This is a genomic window from Marivivens donghaensis (assembly GCF_011806565.1).
In the GTDB taxonomy this organism is placed as follows: Bacteria; Pseudomonadota; Alphaproteobacteria; order Rhodobacterales; family Rhodobacteraceae; genus Marivivens; species Marivivens donghaensis_A.
In genome coordinates, this window is sequence record NZ_JAATOP010000006.1 from 201,056 (window position 1) to 216,518 (window position 15,463).

Below are 15,463 nucleotides of genomic sequence, written 5' to 3' on the forward strand. Positions count from 1 at the left end.
TTTGTCTCCTTACGCCGCTTGTCCGTTGCGGACAACTTTGCCGTCCACGATGTGAATGCCGCATTCTTCCTTTTGCGTATTCCGCCAGCGGCCAGCGCGGGGGTCTTCGCCTTCGGCAACGGGCGTGGTGCACGGTGCGCAGCCGATCGACGGGTAGCCCTTGGCCACCAGCGGGTGACGGGGCAGCCGGTTTTCGGCCATGTAGTCCTGAAGGTCACTACTGTTCCAGTGCGCCAGCGGGTTGATCTTGATGCGGATGTCGTCTTCGTTTTCGAAGAAGTCAAGCGCAGCGCGGGTGCCCGACTGGTAACGCTTCCGTCCGGTGATCCACGCGTCGTAGTGCGACAGCGCGTTCTGGAGCGGGATCGTCTTGCGCAGGGCGCAGCAGGCATCGGTGTTGAACTGGTGCAGGGTGCCGTCGGGGTCTTCGAGTTTCTTCGCTTCTTCCGACGCGCGGATGATGTGCACGTTGCTCAGGTGGAGGCGCTCGGTCAGTTCCTGCTGGTAGGCCAGCGTTTCGGCAAACAGCATCTCTGTGTCGATGAAGACGACCGGCGTGGTACGGTCGATCACCGACACGAGGTGCAGCAGCACGACGGACTCTGCCCCGAAGGACGACACGAGGGCGGTTTTGCCGACCTCCGCGTCCTTCAGCGCGTGCTCCAAGACCGCGGTCGCGCCGTGGTGCTTGTAGCGGGCGTTCAGCGCCTCGACCCGTTTTTGAACCGGATCACTCAGCGGCATGGGCGGTGGCCTCCTCGTAGAGAGCAGCCTTGAACGGCGCCATTCCCAGACGGTTGTAGGCTTCAAGGAAGGTCTCTGCCGGCGACTGGCGCAGGTCGAGGTAGGCCATCACGATGCGTTCGATCGCGGGGGTGATTTCCTCGTACGAGAAACCCGGACCGGTCTTGGTGCCGATGACGGTGGTGTCGGTGCCGTCGCCGCCGAGGGTGATCTGGTAGTTCTCGACGCCAGCGCGGTCGAGGCCCAGAATACCGATGTGGCCGACGTGGTGGTGACCACATGCGTTGATGCAGCCCGAGATCTTGATCTTGAGCGGGCCGACTTCGTGCTCCAGCTTCAGCTCGTCGAAACGCTCGGCGATTTCCTGAGCGATCGGGATCGAGCGGGCGGTGGCCAGCGCGCAATAGTCCATGCCCGGGCACGCGATGATGTCCGAGATCAGACCGATGTTCGCGGTTGCCAGATCAACGGCCTTCAGCGCGTCATAGATCGCGGGCAGGTGCGCGCGGTGGACGTGCGGCAGGATCACGTTCTGCTCGTGGCTGATGCGCAGCTCGTCGTGAGCGTACTTTTCAGCCAGATCGGCCAGAACGCGCATCTGCTCGGCGCTTGCATCACCCGGCGTTTCGCCGTGCTTTTTTAGCGAAACGGTGAGGATCGCGTAGTTGTCGTTTTTGTGCGCGGTCAGGTTGGTGTCGGCCCACGAACGGAACACGGGGTCGGTCGCCAGACGGGCTTTGAACACGTCGTATGGCGCGTTGCCGTAAGCCGGCGGCGTAAAGTGTCCCCAGATCTGCGCCAGCAGTTCCTGATCGACGCCCGAGAAGGTCGGACGGATCGCAGCGAAGCGTTCCTCGACCAGACGCGAGATTTCTTCGAGACCGTTTTCGTGGACGGTGATCTTGATACGCGCCTTGTACTTGTTGTCGCGGCGGCCCAGCAGGTTCCAGACCGAAACAACGGCTTCGGTGTAGGGCAGCAGGTCCTCGCGCGGCAGGAAGTCCTTGATGACTTTGCCAACCATCGGAGTACGGCCAAGACCGCCACCGACGATGACTTGATAGCCGACCTCTCCCGCGTCATTCTTGACGATGCGGATGCCAATGTCGTGGGCCTTGGTCACGGCGCGGTCATGCTTTGCGCCCGAAACGGCGATCTTGAACTTACGCGGCAGGAACTGGAATTCGGGGTGGTCGGTGGACCACTGACGCAGCAGTTCCGCGGTCGGGCGCGGGTCTTCGATTTCGTCCGCAGCGGCACCGGCAAAGTGGTCGGCGGTCACGTTACGGATGGTGTTACCCGAGGTTTGCAGCGCGTGCATTTCAACGTCCGCAAGGTCCGACAGGATCTGCGGTACGTCCTTCAGAACCGGCCAGTTGTACTGGATGTTCTGACGGGTGGTGAAGTGGCCGTAGCCCTTGTCATAGGTGTCCGCGATATGCGCGAGCTGGCGCATCTGCGCGCCATTCAGCGTGCCGTAGGGGATCGCAACGCGCAGCATGTAAGCGTGCAGCTGGAGGTACAGGCCGTTCATCAGGCGCAGCGGGCGGAATTCGTCCTCGGTCAGAACACCGTCGATACGGCGCTGGACCTGATCGCCGAACTGGGCGACGCGGGTGCGGACAAAGGCTTCGTCAAAGTCGTTGTACTTATACATTAGCTCAGCTCCACTTGCTTGCCGTGGGCGTAGTTCGACGGACCTTTGGTCCGGAAATCTTCACGGAAATGGGTCGGCTCGGGGCCGTTTTCACCTGCGACGGCATCGGCAAGGTAGGGGCCGACGACAACGTCCTGCTGGGATGCGGCGAACAGCAGACGGATATCTGCGTGGGCCTCGTCCTCGATCAGCTCGGCCTCGCACATATCGCGGGTCCAGCGGTCGTCGGCGGTCAGCCAGATTGCGTCACCTTCCAGCAGGTGATTTGCGGTGACAACTTTCGGTGTGAACCGGCGGCTCATTGCGATGCCTCCTTACGGGAAATGGATTGGATAGCCTTGGCCGCGTGGCGCGGGGCAAGGCCGTAGAAAGTGATGGCCGGACCTTTGAGGTCCGCGGTGGTCATGGTCGGTTCCAACTCGCCCAGCGTGGTCGCGATGACGCGGCTGTCTGCGCGGCTGGCATTTTCGATGATCGTCACGGGCGTTTCAGGCGATGCGCCGTGCATCAGCAGGCGGCCCTGAACAAAACGCGCAGCGCGCTTGCCCATGTAGATCGCGGCGACTTCGCCGTCGCGGGCGAGGGTGCGCCAGTCGTGATCGCAGAAGCCCTTCATGTCGTGACCGGTGAGCAAACGCACCGAGGCGTTACGCTCGCGCTTGGTCAGGCTCTGGCCGATCTGGGCAACAGCCGCAGAGGCAGCCGTGATACCCGGAACGATGGCATAGGCGATGCCCGCAGCTTCGATCGCTTCGATTTCTTCGTCGAGGCGGCCGAACACGGTCGGATCACCGGCTTTCAGGCGCACAACGTGATGGCCGTCCAGCGCGTGCTCGACGATCATGGCGTTGATGTCGTCCTGCGCGGTCGAGGCACCGAAGCCTTCTTTGCCAGCGTTGATCATGATCGCTTCGCGGCGGGCCAGTTCGAGGATCTCGGGCGCAACAAGGCGGTCGTAAATCACGACGTCAGCCTTATCGAGCGCCTTGCGGGCCTTCAGCGTCAGCAGTTCGGGATCACCCGGACCGGCACCGACCAGATCGACGCGGCCGGCTTCCTCGCCGGACATGATGTGCTTGTCGAGGAGCGCGCCGAGCGTGTCGTTCACAGCGTCCTCGCCGCGAGCCGCCACATGCGGGCCCTCGTTGAAATAGTAGTCCGCCCAGAAATCGCGGCGCTTGCGGCCCATCGGCAGGGCGTCGGCAGCGTGGCGGAACGCTTTGCCAAGACGCGCCAGCATACCGAGGTTCGACGGCAGACGCTCCTCAAGGTCGGCCTTGATCGCGCGGGCCAGAACAGGCGCAGCGCCTTCGGTGCCGATGGCAACAGTGACAGGATCACGGTCCACGATGGCAGGGGTGATGAAGTCCGACAGCGCGAGGTTGTCGACCACATTCGCCAGAACGCCGTCGTCATGGGCAATGGCAACGATGCGCGCATCGATCAGCTCGTCCTCGGTCGCGGCATAGACACGACGGGCACCGCGTGCGTCGCCATAGTCGAACTCGCGGTTCACCAGCTTGATCTTGCCCTCGGCATCCAGACGGACCAGATCGGCGTGCGGCTCGGTGGCATAGACCACGATGCGGGCTTCGGTCTTGGTCAGCAGGCGGAGTTTGGCAAGCGCAGCCTCACCGCCGCCTACGAGGACGATGGTCTGGTCTTTGACAGACAGAAAGATCGGAAAGTGCTGCATATCTGTGGCTCCGTTTCTGTGACTTTATATAGGACATACGTACCGTTTTTGCCTATTGCGTGCGGCAAATAAGGAATTATGTTCTTGCCGTGCCGCGATATGGCACGTTCGTTCCAAAGCAGAGGGAAAACAGGAATGGCGTTGCGAATTGACGAGATGGATCGGAAAATCCTCAGCGAACTCCAGCGCGATGCCGGTCAATCCTTGGACGATATTGCGAAAAATGTCGGCTCTTCGAAGACGCCTGTCTGGAATCGTATCCGCAAGATGCGCGAGGCTGGCATCATCGGTCAGCAGACGGTGTTGCTCGACGCGGAGGCGCTTGGTTTTGAAGCATGTTTCTTCGTTCTGATCCGCACCAGCGCGCATGAATCCGACTGGCAGCAGAAGTTCCTCGGCGCTCTGAAAGCCCGCCCCGAAGTGCAGGAAGCGCACCGCCTTGCGGGCGATATCGACTACATCCTCAAAGTCCGCGTAAAGAACGCCCGTGCCTATGACGAGTTCTATCAGGCCCTGATTTCCGAAGTGCGCATCCACAACGTGACGGCGTTGCTGTCGATGGAAGAGATCAAGTCCACCGTCGCGCTGCCCCTCTAAAGGAAAACGCCCCCCGAACCACATGGGCCGGAGGGCGTTCCCTTACCGCCGGAGCTTTTTGCCCGGTCTGGTTATCCGTTATTCGGGTAGGGCGTAGACAGCGACCTGATCGCCCACCTGATCCTTAATGATACTGTTGCCGCCCGCGACAAAAGCAACATACTGACGGCCATTATATTCGTAGATCGCGGGGTTTGCGACAATCGGCGCTTCCATCTGGTCGGACCACAGCTCTTCGCCCGTTTCCAGATCGAAGGCGCGGGCCTTGGCGTCCATCGTGGCACCGATGAAGATCAGGCCGCCAGCCGTGACAGCCGGACCGCCGATGGTGGGCGAACCCATGCTTTCGGGCATGTAAAATCCGAACTTCTGCGACATCCCGAGCGGCTTGCGCCACTTCACATCACCCGTAGTCATGTCGAGCGCGACCAGTTCGCCGAACGGCGGCTTCCAGCACGGCATTCCCAGCCAGTTGAAGGCCGAAAACAACGACATGCCGTAGGGCGAGCCTTCCTGCGGGTAGAAGCCGCTTTCGTTGCCCGAACCGCCAGTCTGGCTGTCGTACTCCTGACGCGCATAAAGCTGGATGTACTGCGTGATGTGCGAGGTGTTCACCACGGCGGTCTGCGTTTCGGGATCGAACGCCACGCCGCCCCACTGAACGCCGCCCGCACTGTCGGGATAGGCCAGAACGCCCGAGCCTTTGGTGGTCGGCGGGGTGTACATGCCCTCGTACCAGAGGTCATCGAAGAGGCGCGAACACGACCCCGCACCGACGATATCGGCAGGCAGCCAGACCTCGGGCTTTTCAGCCTGATCGAGCAGCGGCGCAGGCTTGGTCGGGAACGGCTGGGTCGGCGCGTAGTATTCGCCGTCCACGCTGCCGTCACCGCCAGGCACAGGGCGTTCCTCGATAGGCCAGACGTCGTCACCCGTTTCGCGGTTCACGACGAACAGGAAGCCCATCTTTGTGGCTTGGATCAGGGCAGGGATCTCCTCGCCGTCCACGGTGATATCCATCAGCGTCGGGGCAGAGTTGATGTCGTAGTCCCAGATATCGTGGTGGACCCACTGGCGGGACCAGACGACCTCGCCGGTTTCCAGATCGACGGCCGTGGTCGAGGTCGCATAAGGCACTTCGTCCACGCGGTTGCCGCCCCAATAGTTCGGGGAGGGCGACGAAATCGGCATGTAAACAAGGCCGAGGTCCTCATCGACCGACATCGCGGTCCAGACGTTGGCGGTGCCTGTCTGTTCGCGCAGTTCGTCAGGGATGGTCTGGAACGCCCACTGCAATTCGCCCGTCTGCGGATCGACCGAGAACACAGCGCCCGGAGGCGCTTCGGAATAGGCCCAGTCCTTGCCAGCCCAGCCGATGATGACGTGGTTGCCGGCAATGGTCGGCGGTTGCAGAAGCGAGAACGGGAAGCGGTCGTTGACCGTGTTCCACTGGTTCACATCAAGCACGCCGTCCTCGCCGAAATCGGTGCATTTCTCGCCCGTATCCGCGTCGATCGCGAATAGCTGCGCGTCCATGGTGCCGAGGTAGATGATCTTCTGGCAAGCCTCGCCCTCGACGGGGTTTTCGGCCTCCCAATAGGACACGCCGCGGTTCTTAAGCGCGGGCTGGGTGAGAGGTTCCAGCGTGGAGTCGGTGTTGAACGACCATTTTACCTTGCCCGTATCGGGCTCCAGCGCGACGACGCGATAGAACGGCGTGCCGAGGTACAGCGTGTCGTTGGCAAAGATCGGCGTGGCGGACCAGACGGTCGCAGCCAGATCGCCCGAGCCATCCGACACATCGCCCGTGTGGTAATCCCAAACCTTCTCCAGATCGCCGACGTTTTCCACGCGGATCTGGTCGAGCGGCGCGTACTTCTGGCCGTTCACCTGACCGTGGAAGCTGTCCCAACGGGCCTCTTCGGGTTGCATCGGCGTGCCGGTGCGTTCGCGGCCCCCAGAGCCAAGCAGCGGGTCGGCAATCCCTTCGAGGTTATCATCCGTCTGCGGCGGTTGGTATTCGCGGAACATCTGCGGGCCGGCGTCTTCCTCGGCGGCAGGTTCGGCGGCGGGCGCGGCCTCTTCGGCGGGCTGCTCGGCTTGGGTCTGGTCCTCAGCAGGCACTTCCTCCTGCGCCCAGACCGGCCCCATCGCGGCGGTCAGTGCAATGCATGAAACGAATAAGCTACTGCGAAAATTCATACGCGAGCTCCCTGATGGCGGTGGATAACGGAAAATCGGGAAATCGCGCGGATCACACCAACCAGCGCGACAACCATCGCGGCGATCAGGAGCCATTCGTGGAGGAAATACCCAGCGAGGGCGGTCAGGAACACGTCGAGCAGGCACAAAAGCCCGAGCGTCATGTAGATGGCCTTGGAACTGAACAGCGGCATCAGCGCCGCCGCGATCAGCATGGCCACGGTCGAGAAGAGCACAAGCCCCGCTCCGATCGTGCCGTTCACGCCTGTCAGCGGAACGAAATAGTAGTAGGCCGCCACCGCGATACCGAGTGCGGCGCCGACCATGAGAATAATGACCCCTGAGCCCAGAGGAGGTTGTTCGGATTGCATGAGCTGGCCTCAATCACTTGTTATGAAAACCACAACAAGGAGTAGGGCGCGGAGCCGCCCCTTCAACAAAGCCTTGGGTATTATTACAGTTTTTTAGCCCTGACGGTGTGATGCCTGCGCCATTTTGTGCGCCATGCGGATCGCCGCAATCATCGACGACGGGTTCGCTTTGCCCGTTCCCGCGATGTCGAACGCGGTGCCGTGGTCGGGCGAGGTGCGGATGAACGGCAGCCCGAGCGTGACATTGACGCCGTTGTCGAAATCAATCGTCTTGATCGGGATGAGCGCCTGATCGTGGTAGGCACAAATCGCGGCGTCATAGGTCTGGCGGGCAGCGGCGTGGAACATCGTGTCGGGCGGCATCGGCCCGCGCAGATTAAAGCCCTCGGCCCGCAGCGCGTCGACCGTGGCGTTCATCCATTGCAGTTCCTCGGTCCCCATCTTGCCGCCTTCGCCAGCGTGCGGGTTAAGGCCCGCAATGGCGATGCGCGGCTCGCGGATGCCGAAGTTCTGGATCAGCCCGCGCGCGGTGATCCGCACGGTGTCCGAAAGTACCTCGGGCGTGAACTGGGCGGGCACGTCCTTTAGTGCGATATGGATCGTCGCAGGCACCACGCGGAGCTGTTCGCTCGCCAGCATCATCACGACCTTCTGATTGCCGGCCAGCGCCGCCAGAAACTCCGTATGACCGGGAAACGAGAAATTGGCCCCGTCAGCGAGCGCCTTTTTGTGGATCGGCGCCGTGGTCATCGCAGCGCAGCGGCCCGTCATGGTGAGCTGAACCGCCGTCTGGATCGAAGAGATCACACCGACCGCATGGGCCGGATCAGCGACGCCCGGAACACGGGGCGTGCCGAAATCGCGGGCCAGAACGGGCAGGGCGTTCCGGCTTACACTCGCCGCGTCTTCTGGCTGGGCAACGACCTCGAACTTTGCGCCGTCGGGCAGGTGGGTCGGATCACCGATCCAGAGCATCGGCACGTCTTCACGCAGAACCTCCCAAGCACGGACCGCGATTTCCGGTCCGATGCCTGCGGGTTCGCCACAGCTGATGGCAACGGTCATGGCGTGACGATGGTCGCGTTTGCGCGCAAGCGGGCCAGCAGCAGATCGGCCTGTTGCGCAAGCTGACGGCTGCTCAGACGGTTGGCCACGGTTTCGCGGTCGATCCCGCCGTCGACAACCGGCAGGCGGCTGCACAGCATAACATAAAGCAGCGTCTGACCGTCATTACGGGTCAGGGCCGCGGCGCTCTCGCCCTCGTCCAGACCAGCCAGAACCATCGCGATGTCATTCTCGATCTCGGACGGCGCGGCAGTGGTGCGGGTCAGACGATCTTCGGGCAGGCCCTTGGCCACGCCGTAAAGGTCGTCACAGCTATCGGTGTCCGCGTCGATCTGGGCAGCCTGCGCCAGAGCCTCGGCAGTGAGGCCACCGCCGATGGTGAAGACGGCGTAGTCCAGCATCATTGGCTTGGCCTGACCGCTATCCACTTCGCGCAGATCGCGCAGTTGAAGCAGCGCCACGCCGTTCGGGATCGGCAGCGGCTGGGTCACTTCGCCCGGCTCCAGCGCGAGCAGCACGTCACCGAGACCCGCCGGATATTCGTCCAGCGATTTCCACGGCAGACGGCCACCGTTTTCCTTGGTCTGAACGGCGGAATACTGCGCCGCAGCAGCCGAGAATTCGGCGGTCGAGCGCAGACGGCTCAGACGCTCGGCAATCGCCATCGCTTCGGCAGCGCGCTCGGGCGGCGCGGGGATGATGATTTCGGACAGAAGGACTTGGATCGCAGTGGTATTGCCCAGCTCGCTCGCAATCGCGGTGTCGATATCGCGGTCCGACACGTCAACGCTACCACGGAACTCGCGGCGGATGAAGTCGCGCCATAGGCTGTTGATCTCGACGTAATCGCGAAGCGCCTGCTCCTCGATACCTTGGCTGGCAAGCGCGGCTACGAACTGGTCGACCGACTGGTTCGCACGGCCCGCAAATTCCTCCAGCGCAGCCTGAAGGCCCTCGTCTGTAATGCGGATGCCGCGGCTGGCCATGTAGTCACGGCGCAGTGCGTCGTCGATCAGTTGCTGGCGGGCGACCTCGGCCGGATTGCCGGGGGTATTGAATGCCTCCAGCAGCGCCACGCGCTGATTCAGTTCATAATTCGTAATCGCTTGGTCATTCACCATGATAGCGGGCGAAAACAGGCCCTGCGCCTGCACCGAAACCGGAGCCAGAAGGGCAGCCGTCGCGGCCGCGCAAAGAAGGGTTCGAATAGCTCGCATTATTTGCCTCGTCATTTCGTGCATGTCCGTCGTGCGGCGGCGCCGCTGGCCGATGTTCCAAATCCTGTCAGCCCGATGGACAGACCGTAATCCGTCGTTGGTTCAACACTAGAGGAAGAAGTGTAGCGGCGCGAGGCGGAAAACTCGACCGTCACGCATTCGTTTTGCCACCCGATATCGAAGCCCGCTTCCGCAGGTGCTTCGGCGGCCACGTCGTAGCGTCCGTTCACTCCGAGCGTCCAGATATCGTCAAAGCGGTACTCCGCATCCACGGCCCATTCCGACACGTCGCCATCGCGGTTTTCCGCCAGATCGGTATCGAGGAACACGTAGCTCGCGGCGAGGTCCATCTTGATGCCGTTCCAGTCAATCGCGATCTCGGACTTGCTGGGGGTGAAGTTGTCGTCGAGCACTGAACGCCCCGCAAGGCCGATACCGTCGGGCAGCATGAACTGACCCGCGACCAGCCAGTCGGACGCGGTGCCGGACAGCCCCGAACTTGCGGTGAAATCGGCGGCCTCATTGCGGAACACACGGCCCAGAACGAAGCGCGCCGACAACCCGTTGTCAGCAGTGCGCGACCAGCTCAGGCCCGCTGCGGCTTGCAGACCGGGTTCGATACGGTCCTCACCGGGGAAACGGCTGAGAGAGAAAAGGTTGCTCTCGTCAAATTCGACGCTGGTTGAGTCCTCGTTCGGAATGTCGGTGCCGTAATCGCCGGTCCAGCCGACCATGACCTTCGGCTCAATGATGTCGGTCACGCCTTTGGCGCCGGTGCGGATCATCGGGTAGCTCAGCGTCACAGCCGCCTCAGGCGTAAACCGCACACCGGAGTCGTATTGCGGCTCGTCATTGAACACGTACCAATCGGCCCGCAGGCCAAGGTCGTTGCGGATCAGCAGGCCGGAGGACAGGACGTAATCCTTCACCCAATCGACCTCGGCTCCGACACGGAACACATCGCGGTCCAGACCGCCCGTATCCTCGCCATATCGCAGGAACAGGTCGCCGTCCGCGCCGATGGTCAGCAGACCACCCCACAGATCACGGGACTCCTCGTAGCGCGCCTCGGCCACCAGCGGCGGCAGGCCAGCGTTGTTCTCGTCGTCGAGCAGCGTCTGGTAGGCCGAGATTTCAGCCCACGCGAGGGTCCGCGCCTCTACCTTTTCGAACCGAAGCGTGCTCTCCAAACGATCGGCATCGGAATAGCCGTAGGTCTGCAGGTAGCCGTCATCCGTGGTCGCGGTGCCGTCGAAGGTCAGCGTGTAGCCGCTCGGCAGCCAGAACTCCGCATCGGCACGGATGTAGCCGCGCAACGCGTCGTCGGTCTGGTTGTCGGAACTCAGCGCGCCTTCGACCAGCAGATCGCCGTTGGCGAACGCCTGACGATACCGCCCCTCGACCGTCACGGTATTGAGGCTAAGGTAGGGCGTGATCGTTACATCACGATCATCGTCTAATGCTATGAAATACGGAAGCTTTACGCCAAAACCGAGTTGATCGGTAGAGCGGTAGCGCGGGATCAGAAGACCGGTCGCACGTTCGAGCGACGGGTCAGGCATACGGATCTTCGGTAGCCACACCAGCGGTACGCCGCGCACGCGGAATGTGGCGTCCTCGAAGTAAAGCTGCTGCGCTTCCTGATCATGGGTCACGCGGCCCGCACGGATATCCCAAAGCGGCGGACGCCCGTCACAGACCGAACAGGAGGTCGCCGCAACGCGGGTCAGCTGCGATGCGGTCGGCGAGGTATCAATCCGCGCGGCAGCCAGTTGCAGCCGCTCGTCCAGCACCAGACGCGCACCCAGCAGAATGCCGTTCTCCAGCTTGGGGTCGATCTCCGCGCTGTCGGCCATGAAAATTTCGCCATCGGGGCCGGTGATGAAAATCGGACCCTCGATGCTCAGTTGGTCAGTGTTCTGCGAATAGACAATCCGCGTCGCGGTCAGGCGGCTGTCACCATAGAAAACCTCGACGTTGCCCGAGGCGATCAGCGTGTTTTCACCGCGCAAGGAAACGATGTCCGCCAACAGGTTAGCGGCCACTTGTGCAGTGGCGATCTGCGGCAGGAGCAGAGCAAGAACGGTCGCGGCAAGACGCATCAGCCGTCCTCCAAATGTAGTAGTAATCCGAGGGCGAGCCCGATGGCTCCGAACGGCGGGGCCCATGCGGCGAGCATGACGGGGATCTGGCCGTTTTCACCAAGGATCGTTGCGAAGTTACGCACGAAGTAGAGCGCGAAGCTGATCAGCACAGCGTAAAGCACCATGATCCCCGTGCGGCCTCCGCGCTGGTGGCGCATGGTGAAGGCTGAGCCGACCAGAACCATCGCCACGAGGAACACCGGCATCGCAAGTTCCGATTGCAGCCAGACCGCGTGACGGCGCGCGCTGAAGCCCGCGTCCTGAAGGCGTTCGATGAACCCCGGCAGTTCCCAGATCGGGATCGACGAGGGCGTGCCGAAGCTGTCGCGTATCTGGTCGGCGGTCAGGTTGCTCGGGATTTCGAAGGTGTCGAAATTCTGCGCCTCGGCCTCAGGGTTACGGGTGTCCGCCAGCGGCCAGACCTTGGCGTTGGTGACGGTCCACATGCCGTTCGACAGCGTCGCGGCCTCTGCGTCCACGCGGCGGGTCGGGCCGCCCTCGGTCGCGAAGGTCAGGAACGTCACATCGCCCAGCTGCGTGCCTTCGAGGTTCGAGGACGACGCCTTGATCACCGTCTGGCCTTCGTCCGAGCCCTGACGCAGCCACAGCCCGTCCGCCGCCAGTGTCAACGCCGCGTCCACGCCCTTGAGCGAGGCGGCCCGCACCTCATATTCGCGGGAGGTCGTTGCTACGATCGGGTTGATCGCCGCGACAGCCACAACACCCACGATAAACGCTACTCCGGCAGGAGCTGCCAGCGCGCGCAGGCCGGAACGACCGGCAGCGCGGGTGATGACCAGTTCCGACGACCGCGCAAGCCCGAGGAACAGCGCGATGGTCGACAGGATCACGATCAGCGGGAAAATCCCGTAGAGCGATTGCGGCAGGTTCAGCAGCGTCAGGCTCACCACATCCGCAAACGACACGCCCACATCGCTGAACTGGCGCAGTTGCTCGACCAGATCGAGGAACGCCATGATCGCGAAGAAAATCCCGAAGATTGACGCCAGCGTCGTCAGATACCTACGAGCGAAATAACGGTGGAGGATCATGCCGCAACCTCCTTGATGCGCCTGCGTTTTTTTGGCTTCGCGGCAAGGTGCAACAGGAACGCAGTGATCAGCAGACCGACCAGCGTGGGCAGGTAGGCCAGATACCAAGCCTCGGGCGTCACGCGGACCATATTGGCCGCAACGCTTTCGACGATCTTGACCACGATCACCAGCGCAATTGCGATGATGATCTGCCGCCAGACACCGAAACGACTGAAGCCGCCAACGATCAGCGCCGCGAACCCGATCAGCGAGCCCGACAGCGCGAGCAGCGCCTGAGCGGTGCGGTTCTGGATTTCCAGCATCAATTGCGCACGGGTGCGGCCTGTTTCCTCGACCAGCGCGGGGCTGAGGGACATCAACTCGAAAGTCGTGATCTCGGACGCGCCGCGGGTATCGCTCGGCTCGGAGCCCGTAAGGTCCGACACGTCATAGGCAAAATCGTCGAACGTGGTCGTCAGAAGGCGACCCGTTTCAGTATCCAGCGTCTGCGCCATCCCGTCGATCATCACCAACTGCGGGCCGTTGTCCGTGCGGATCAGATAGGCACGGGCGGCGGTGTAGGTGACGCTCTCGTCCGGATTGCGGGTGTCCGAGAGGAAAAGGTCCATCAGCTCGCCCTCGCGGCTAATATCGCGAATGTAGATCGTCAGGTGGTCGACCGGCGTCAGGAAACGGCCCTCGACCAGCAGTCGTGAGGTGACGTTCTGGGCGATCTCGTCGCGGCGTTCGTAGTACCGCTCCAGCGCCGTCGGGACGAGGTAATGCGTCAGCGCGAGCGTCATCATCGTGGTCAAAAGACCGAAAATCATCACCGGCCGCGCCAGTCGCCACGGCGAGAAACCCGTGGCCTGTACCACCACCAGCTCGCTGTCGTTCGACAGGCGGTTGGTGACATAGATCGACGCCGCAAGCGCCGCCAACGGCAGCACGATCCGGATCACGCCCGGCAGTGAAAGCGCTGTTAATTCAAGGAAAACCCAAGCCGACTGGCCGTCTGCAATCAGCTGGTCGAACAGGATGACTGCACGGTTGATCCAGTAGACGAGCACAAGCACCAGCGCGAAAAATCCGAACAGGGTCAAGAGCTGCGACAGCATGTATCTGTCGAATCGTGCCACTGATCCCCCCGCTTGGTCTTTGTTGGTTCCGGCGGAAGCTACCCCATTTAATCAGGGGGTTGAACTGCATTCTGGTCATTCCTCCGGCGGCAAGCTACCAATTGCTCAAACACACTCAGGAGATTTCATGACCAACCCCATTGCTATCGAATTTGTCGAACCGCAGCTTGATACCCTCGGAGCCGAAGAAGAGCGCGTCGTCGTCGTCTTTGCCGGCAGCGACGGCAAGCTGGACATCGCGGCGCGCAAGGTGAATTCGCTCACCCGCAAAGCGCTGAGCCGTCTGGTGGAGTCCGACCGTTTCGAAGGCATGAAATCGGGCGAGGTCGCGGAGATCGCGTACCCCTTCGGGATGGAGACCGAGAGCGTCCTCGTGGTGAAGCTGGAGCGCAACGCCTCCGCCACCGCAGCGCGCAAGGCAGGCGGCGCGATTGCCCGCTCGCTGGGTTGCAAGGGCGCGTTGGTTCTTGGCGCATCGCTGAAGAACGTCGCCGACGTGGCGTACGGCATGGCGCTGCGCACCTACGCCTATGAGGACCAGAAAACCGGCGAGAAGACCGCGCCCGCCAACGTCCGCGTGGCGGTGAAAGACGTGAATGCAGCGTCCGAAGCCTTCGCACCGATGGCTGGTGTGGCCGACGGCGTGTTCTTCACCCGCGATCTGGTGAACGCGCCCGCGAACATCCTAACCACCACGACATTCGCTGAAAAACTGCAAGAACTCAGCGCACTGGGCGTCGAAGTTGAAGTCCTCGAAGAAGACAAGCTGCACGAGCTTGGTATGCGCACGCTGCTCGCCGTGGGCCAAGGCTCCGCCAGCCCGTCGAAGGTCGTCGTGATGAAGTGGAACGGCGGCGGTGATGAAGCTCCGTTCGCGCTGGTCGGTAAGGGCGTTGTCTTCGACACCGGCGGCATCAGCCTCAAGCCCGCTGCGGGCATGGAAGATATGACCATGGACATGGGCGGCGCTGGCGTTGTTTCGGGCGTCATGAAAGCCATCGCGACCCGGGGAGCCAAGGCGAACGTCGTCGGCCTCGTTGGTCTTGTTGAGAACATGCCGGGCAGCAATGCGACCCGTCCGGGTGACGTTGTGGCCTCGATGAAGGGCGACACCGTTGAAATCATCAACACCGACGCCGAAGGTCGCCTCGTGCTGGCGGACGTCATGTGGTACGCGCAGGAACGGTTCCAACCGACCGCGATGATCAACCTCGCCACGCTGACGGGTGCGATCATCATCGCGCTGGGTTCGGAAAACGCGGGCGTCTTCTCGAACAACGACGAACTAGCGGGCGATTTCCTCGCCGCTGCCAAGGTTGAGGACGAGGGCGCATGGCGGATGCCGCTGGGCGACGGTTACGACGCACTGCTGAAGTCGAACATCGCGGACATGAAGAACGTCGGCGGCCGTGAGGGTGGCTCGATCACTGCGGCCCAGTTCCTCCAGCGTTTCGTGAAGCCGGAGACCCCGTGGATCCACCTCGATATTGCCGGCGTTGCGTCGAAAAAAGCCGACGGTCCGCTGCATCCCAAGGGCGCGACGGGCTGGGGCGTGCGTGCGCTCGACCGTCTGATCCGCGACCGTTTCGAGGCGTAA

General features: G+C 62.4%; 13 protein-coding genes. 2 read left to right on the plus strand and 11 right to left on the minus strand.

The annotated features are described in order from the left end of the window. Window positions 1–9: 9 nt before the first annotated feature. From HCZ30_RS10940 to cysG, 4 genes are read right to left on the minus strand one after another with little or no spacing between them, the layout of a single operon-like run. Window positions 10–744: a phosphoadenylyl-sulfate reductase gene (locus HCZ30_RS10940; protein WP_167638325.1), complete on the minus strand. Its 735-nt coding sequence runs from the start codon at window positions 742–744 to the stop codon at window positions 10–12. Continuing rightward, window positions 731–2,401, minus strand: coding sequence for a nitrite/sulfite reductase (locus tag HCZ30_RS10945; protein ID WP_167638326.1), 1,671 nt, complete (start codon window positions 2,399–2,401; stop codon window positions 731–733). Before HCZ30_RS10945 ends, HCZ30_RS10940 begins: the two co-directional genes overlap by 14 nt. Then, window positions 2,401–2,703: a DUF2849 domain-containing protein gene (locus HCZ30_RS10950; RefSeq protein WP_167638327.1), complete on the minus strand. Its 303-nt coding sequence runs from the start codon at window positions 2,701–2,703 to the stop codon at window positions 2,401–2,403. The genes HCZ30_RS10945 and HCZ30_RS10950 overlap by 1 nt, the downstream gene beginning before the upstream one ends. Then, the gene (gene cysG, locus HCZ30_RS10955) at window positions 2,700–4,097 is read right to left on the minus strand and encodes a siroheme synthase CysG (RefSeq protein ID WP_167638328.1); all 1,398 of its coding nucleotides are present in this window, start codon (window positions 4,095–4,097) and stop codon (window positions 2,700–2,702) included. Before cysG ends, HCZ30_RS10950 begins: the two co-directional genes overlap by 4 nt. A gap of 135 nt (window positions 4,098–4,232) precedes the next feature. Here cysG and HCZ30_RS10960 point away from each other — a divergent pair, with 135 nt between their 5' ends. Next, window positions 4,233–4,694 (plus strand): Lrp/AsnC family transcriptional regulator, encoded by a 462-nt coding sequence (locus HCZ30_RS10960; RefSeq protein WP_167638329.1) that lies wholly within the window; start codon window positions 4,233–4,235, stop codon window positions 4,692–4,694. Window positions 4,695–4,772: 78 nt separating this feature from the next. On the opposite strand, the gene HCZ30_RS10965 is transcribed toward HCZ30_RS10960, so the two are convergent. The 7 genes from HCZ30_RS10965 to lptF form a co-directional block, all read right to left on the minus strand. Continuing rightward, on the minus strand, window positions 4,773–6,896 hold the full coding sequence (locus HCZ30_RS10965) for a pyrroloquinoline quinone-dependent dehydrogenase (RefSeq protein ID WP_167638330.1): 2,124 nt from the start codon (window positions 6,894–6,896) through the stop codon (window positions 4,773–4,775). After that, a complete protein-coding gene (locus HCZ30_RS10970; protein ID WP_167638331.1) occupies window positions 6,893–7,222 on the minus strand; it encodes a hypothetical protein in 330 nt (109 codons plus the stop codon). Before HCZ30_RS10970 ends, HCZ30_RS10965 begins: the two co-directional genes overlap by 4 nt. Window positions 7,223–7,360: 138 nt before the next feature. After that, window positions 7,361–8,332: a 4-hydroxythreonine-4-phosphate dehydrogenase PdxA gene (gene pdxA, locus HCZ30_RS10975; RefSeq protein WP_167638332.1), complete on the minus strand. Its 972-nt coding sequence runs from the start codon at window positions 8,330–8,332 to the stop codon at window positions 7,361–7,363. Next, window positions 8,329–9,549 carry a peptidylprolyl isomerase gene (locus tag HCZ30_RS10980; RefSeq protein ID WP_167638333.1) on the minus strand — a complete coding sequence of 407 codons (1,221 nt, stop codon included), beginning with the start codon at window positions 9,547–9,549 and terminating at the stop codon, window positions 8,329–8,331. Before HCZ30_RS10980 ends, pdxA begins: the two co-directional genes overlap by 4 nt. An 11-nt stretch (window positions 9,550–9,560) precedes the next feature. Further along, entirely contained in the window at window positions 9,561–11,651 is a 2,091-nt protein-coding gene (locus HCZ30_RS10985; protein ID WP_167638334.1) for an LPS-assembly protein LptD, read from the minus strand. Then, window positions 11,651–12,745 (minus strand): LPS export ABC transporter permease LptG, encoded by a 1,095-nt coding sequence (lptG, locus tag HCZ30_RS10990; RefSeq protein ID WP_167638335.1) that lies wholly within the window; start codon window positions 12,743–12,745, stop codon window positions 11,651–11,653. The genes HCZ30_RS10985 and lptG overlap by 1 nt, the downstream gene beginning before the upstream one ends. Beyond that, window positions 12,742–13,866 carry an LPS export ABC transporter permease LptF gene (lptF, locus tag HCZ30_RS10995; protein ID WP_348640374.1) on the minus strand — a complete coding sequence of 375 codons (1,125 nt, stop codon included), beginning with the start codon at window positions 13,864–13,866 and terminating at the stop codon, window positions 12,742–12,744. Before lptF ends, lptG begins: the two co-directional genes overlap by 4 nt. Before the next feature lie 127 nt (window positions 13,867–13,993). On the opposite strand from lptF, the gene HCZ30_RS11000 reads away from it, so the two are divergent. Further along, on the plus strand, window positions 13,994–15,463 hold the full coding sequence (locus HCZ30_RS11000) for a leucyl aminopeptidase (protein WP_167638336.1): 1,470 nt from the start codon (window positions 13,994–13,996) through the stop codon (window positions 15,461–15,463).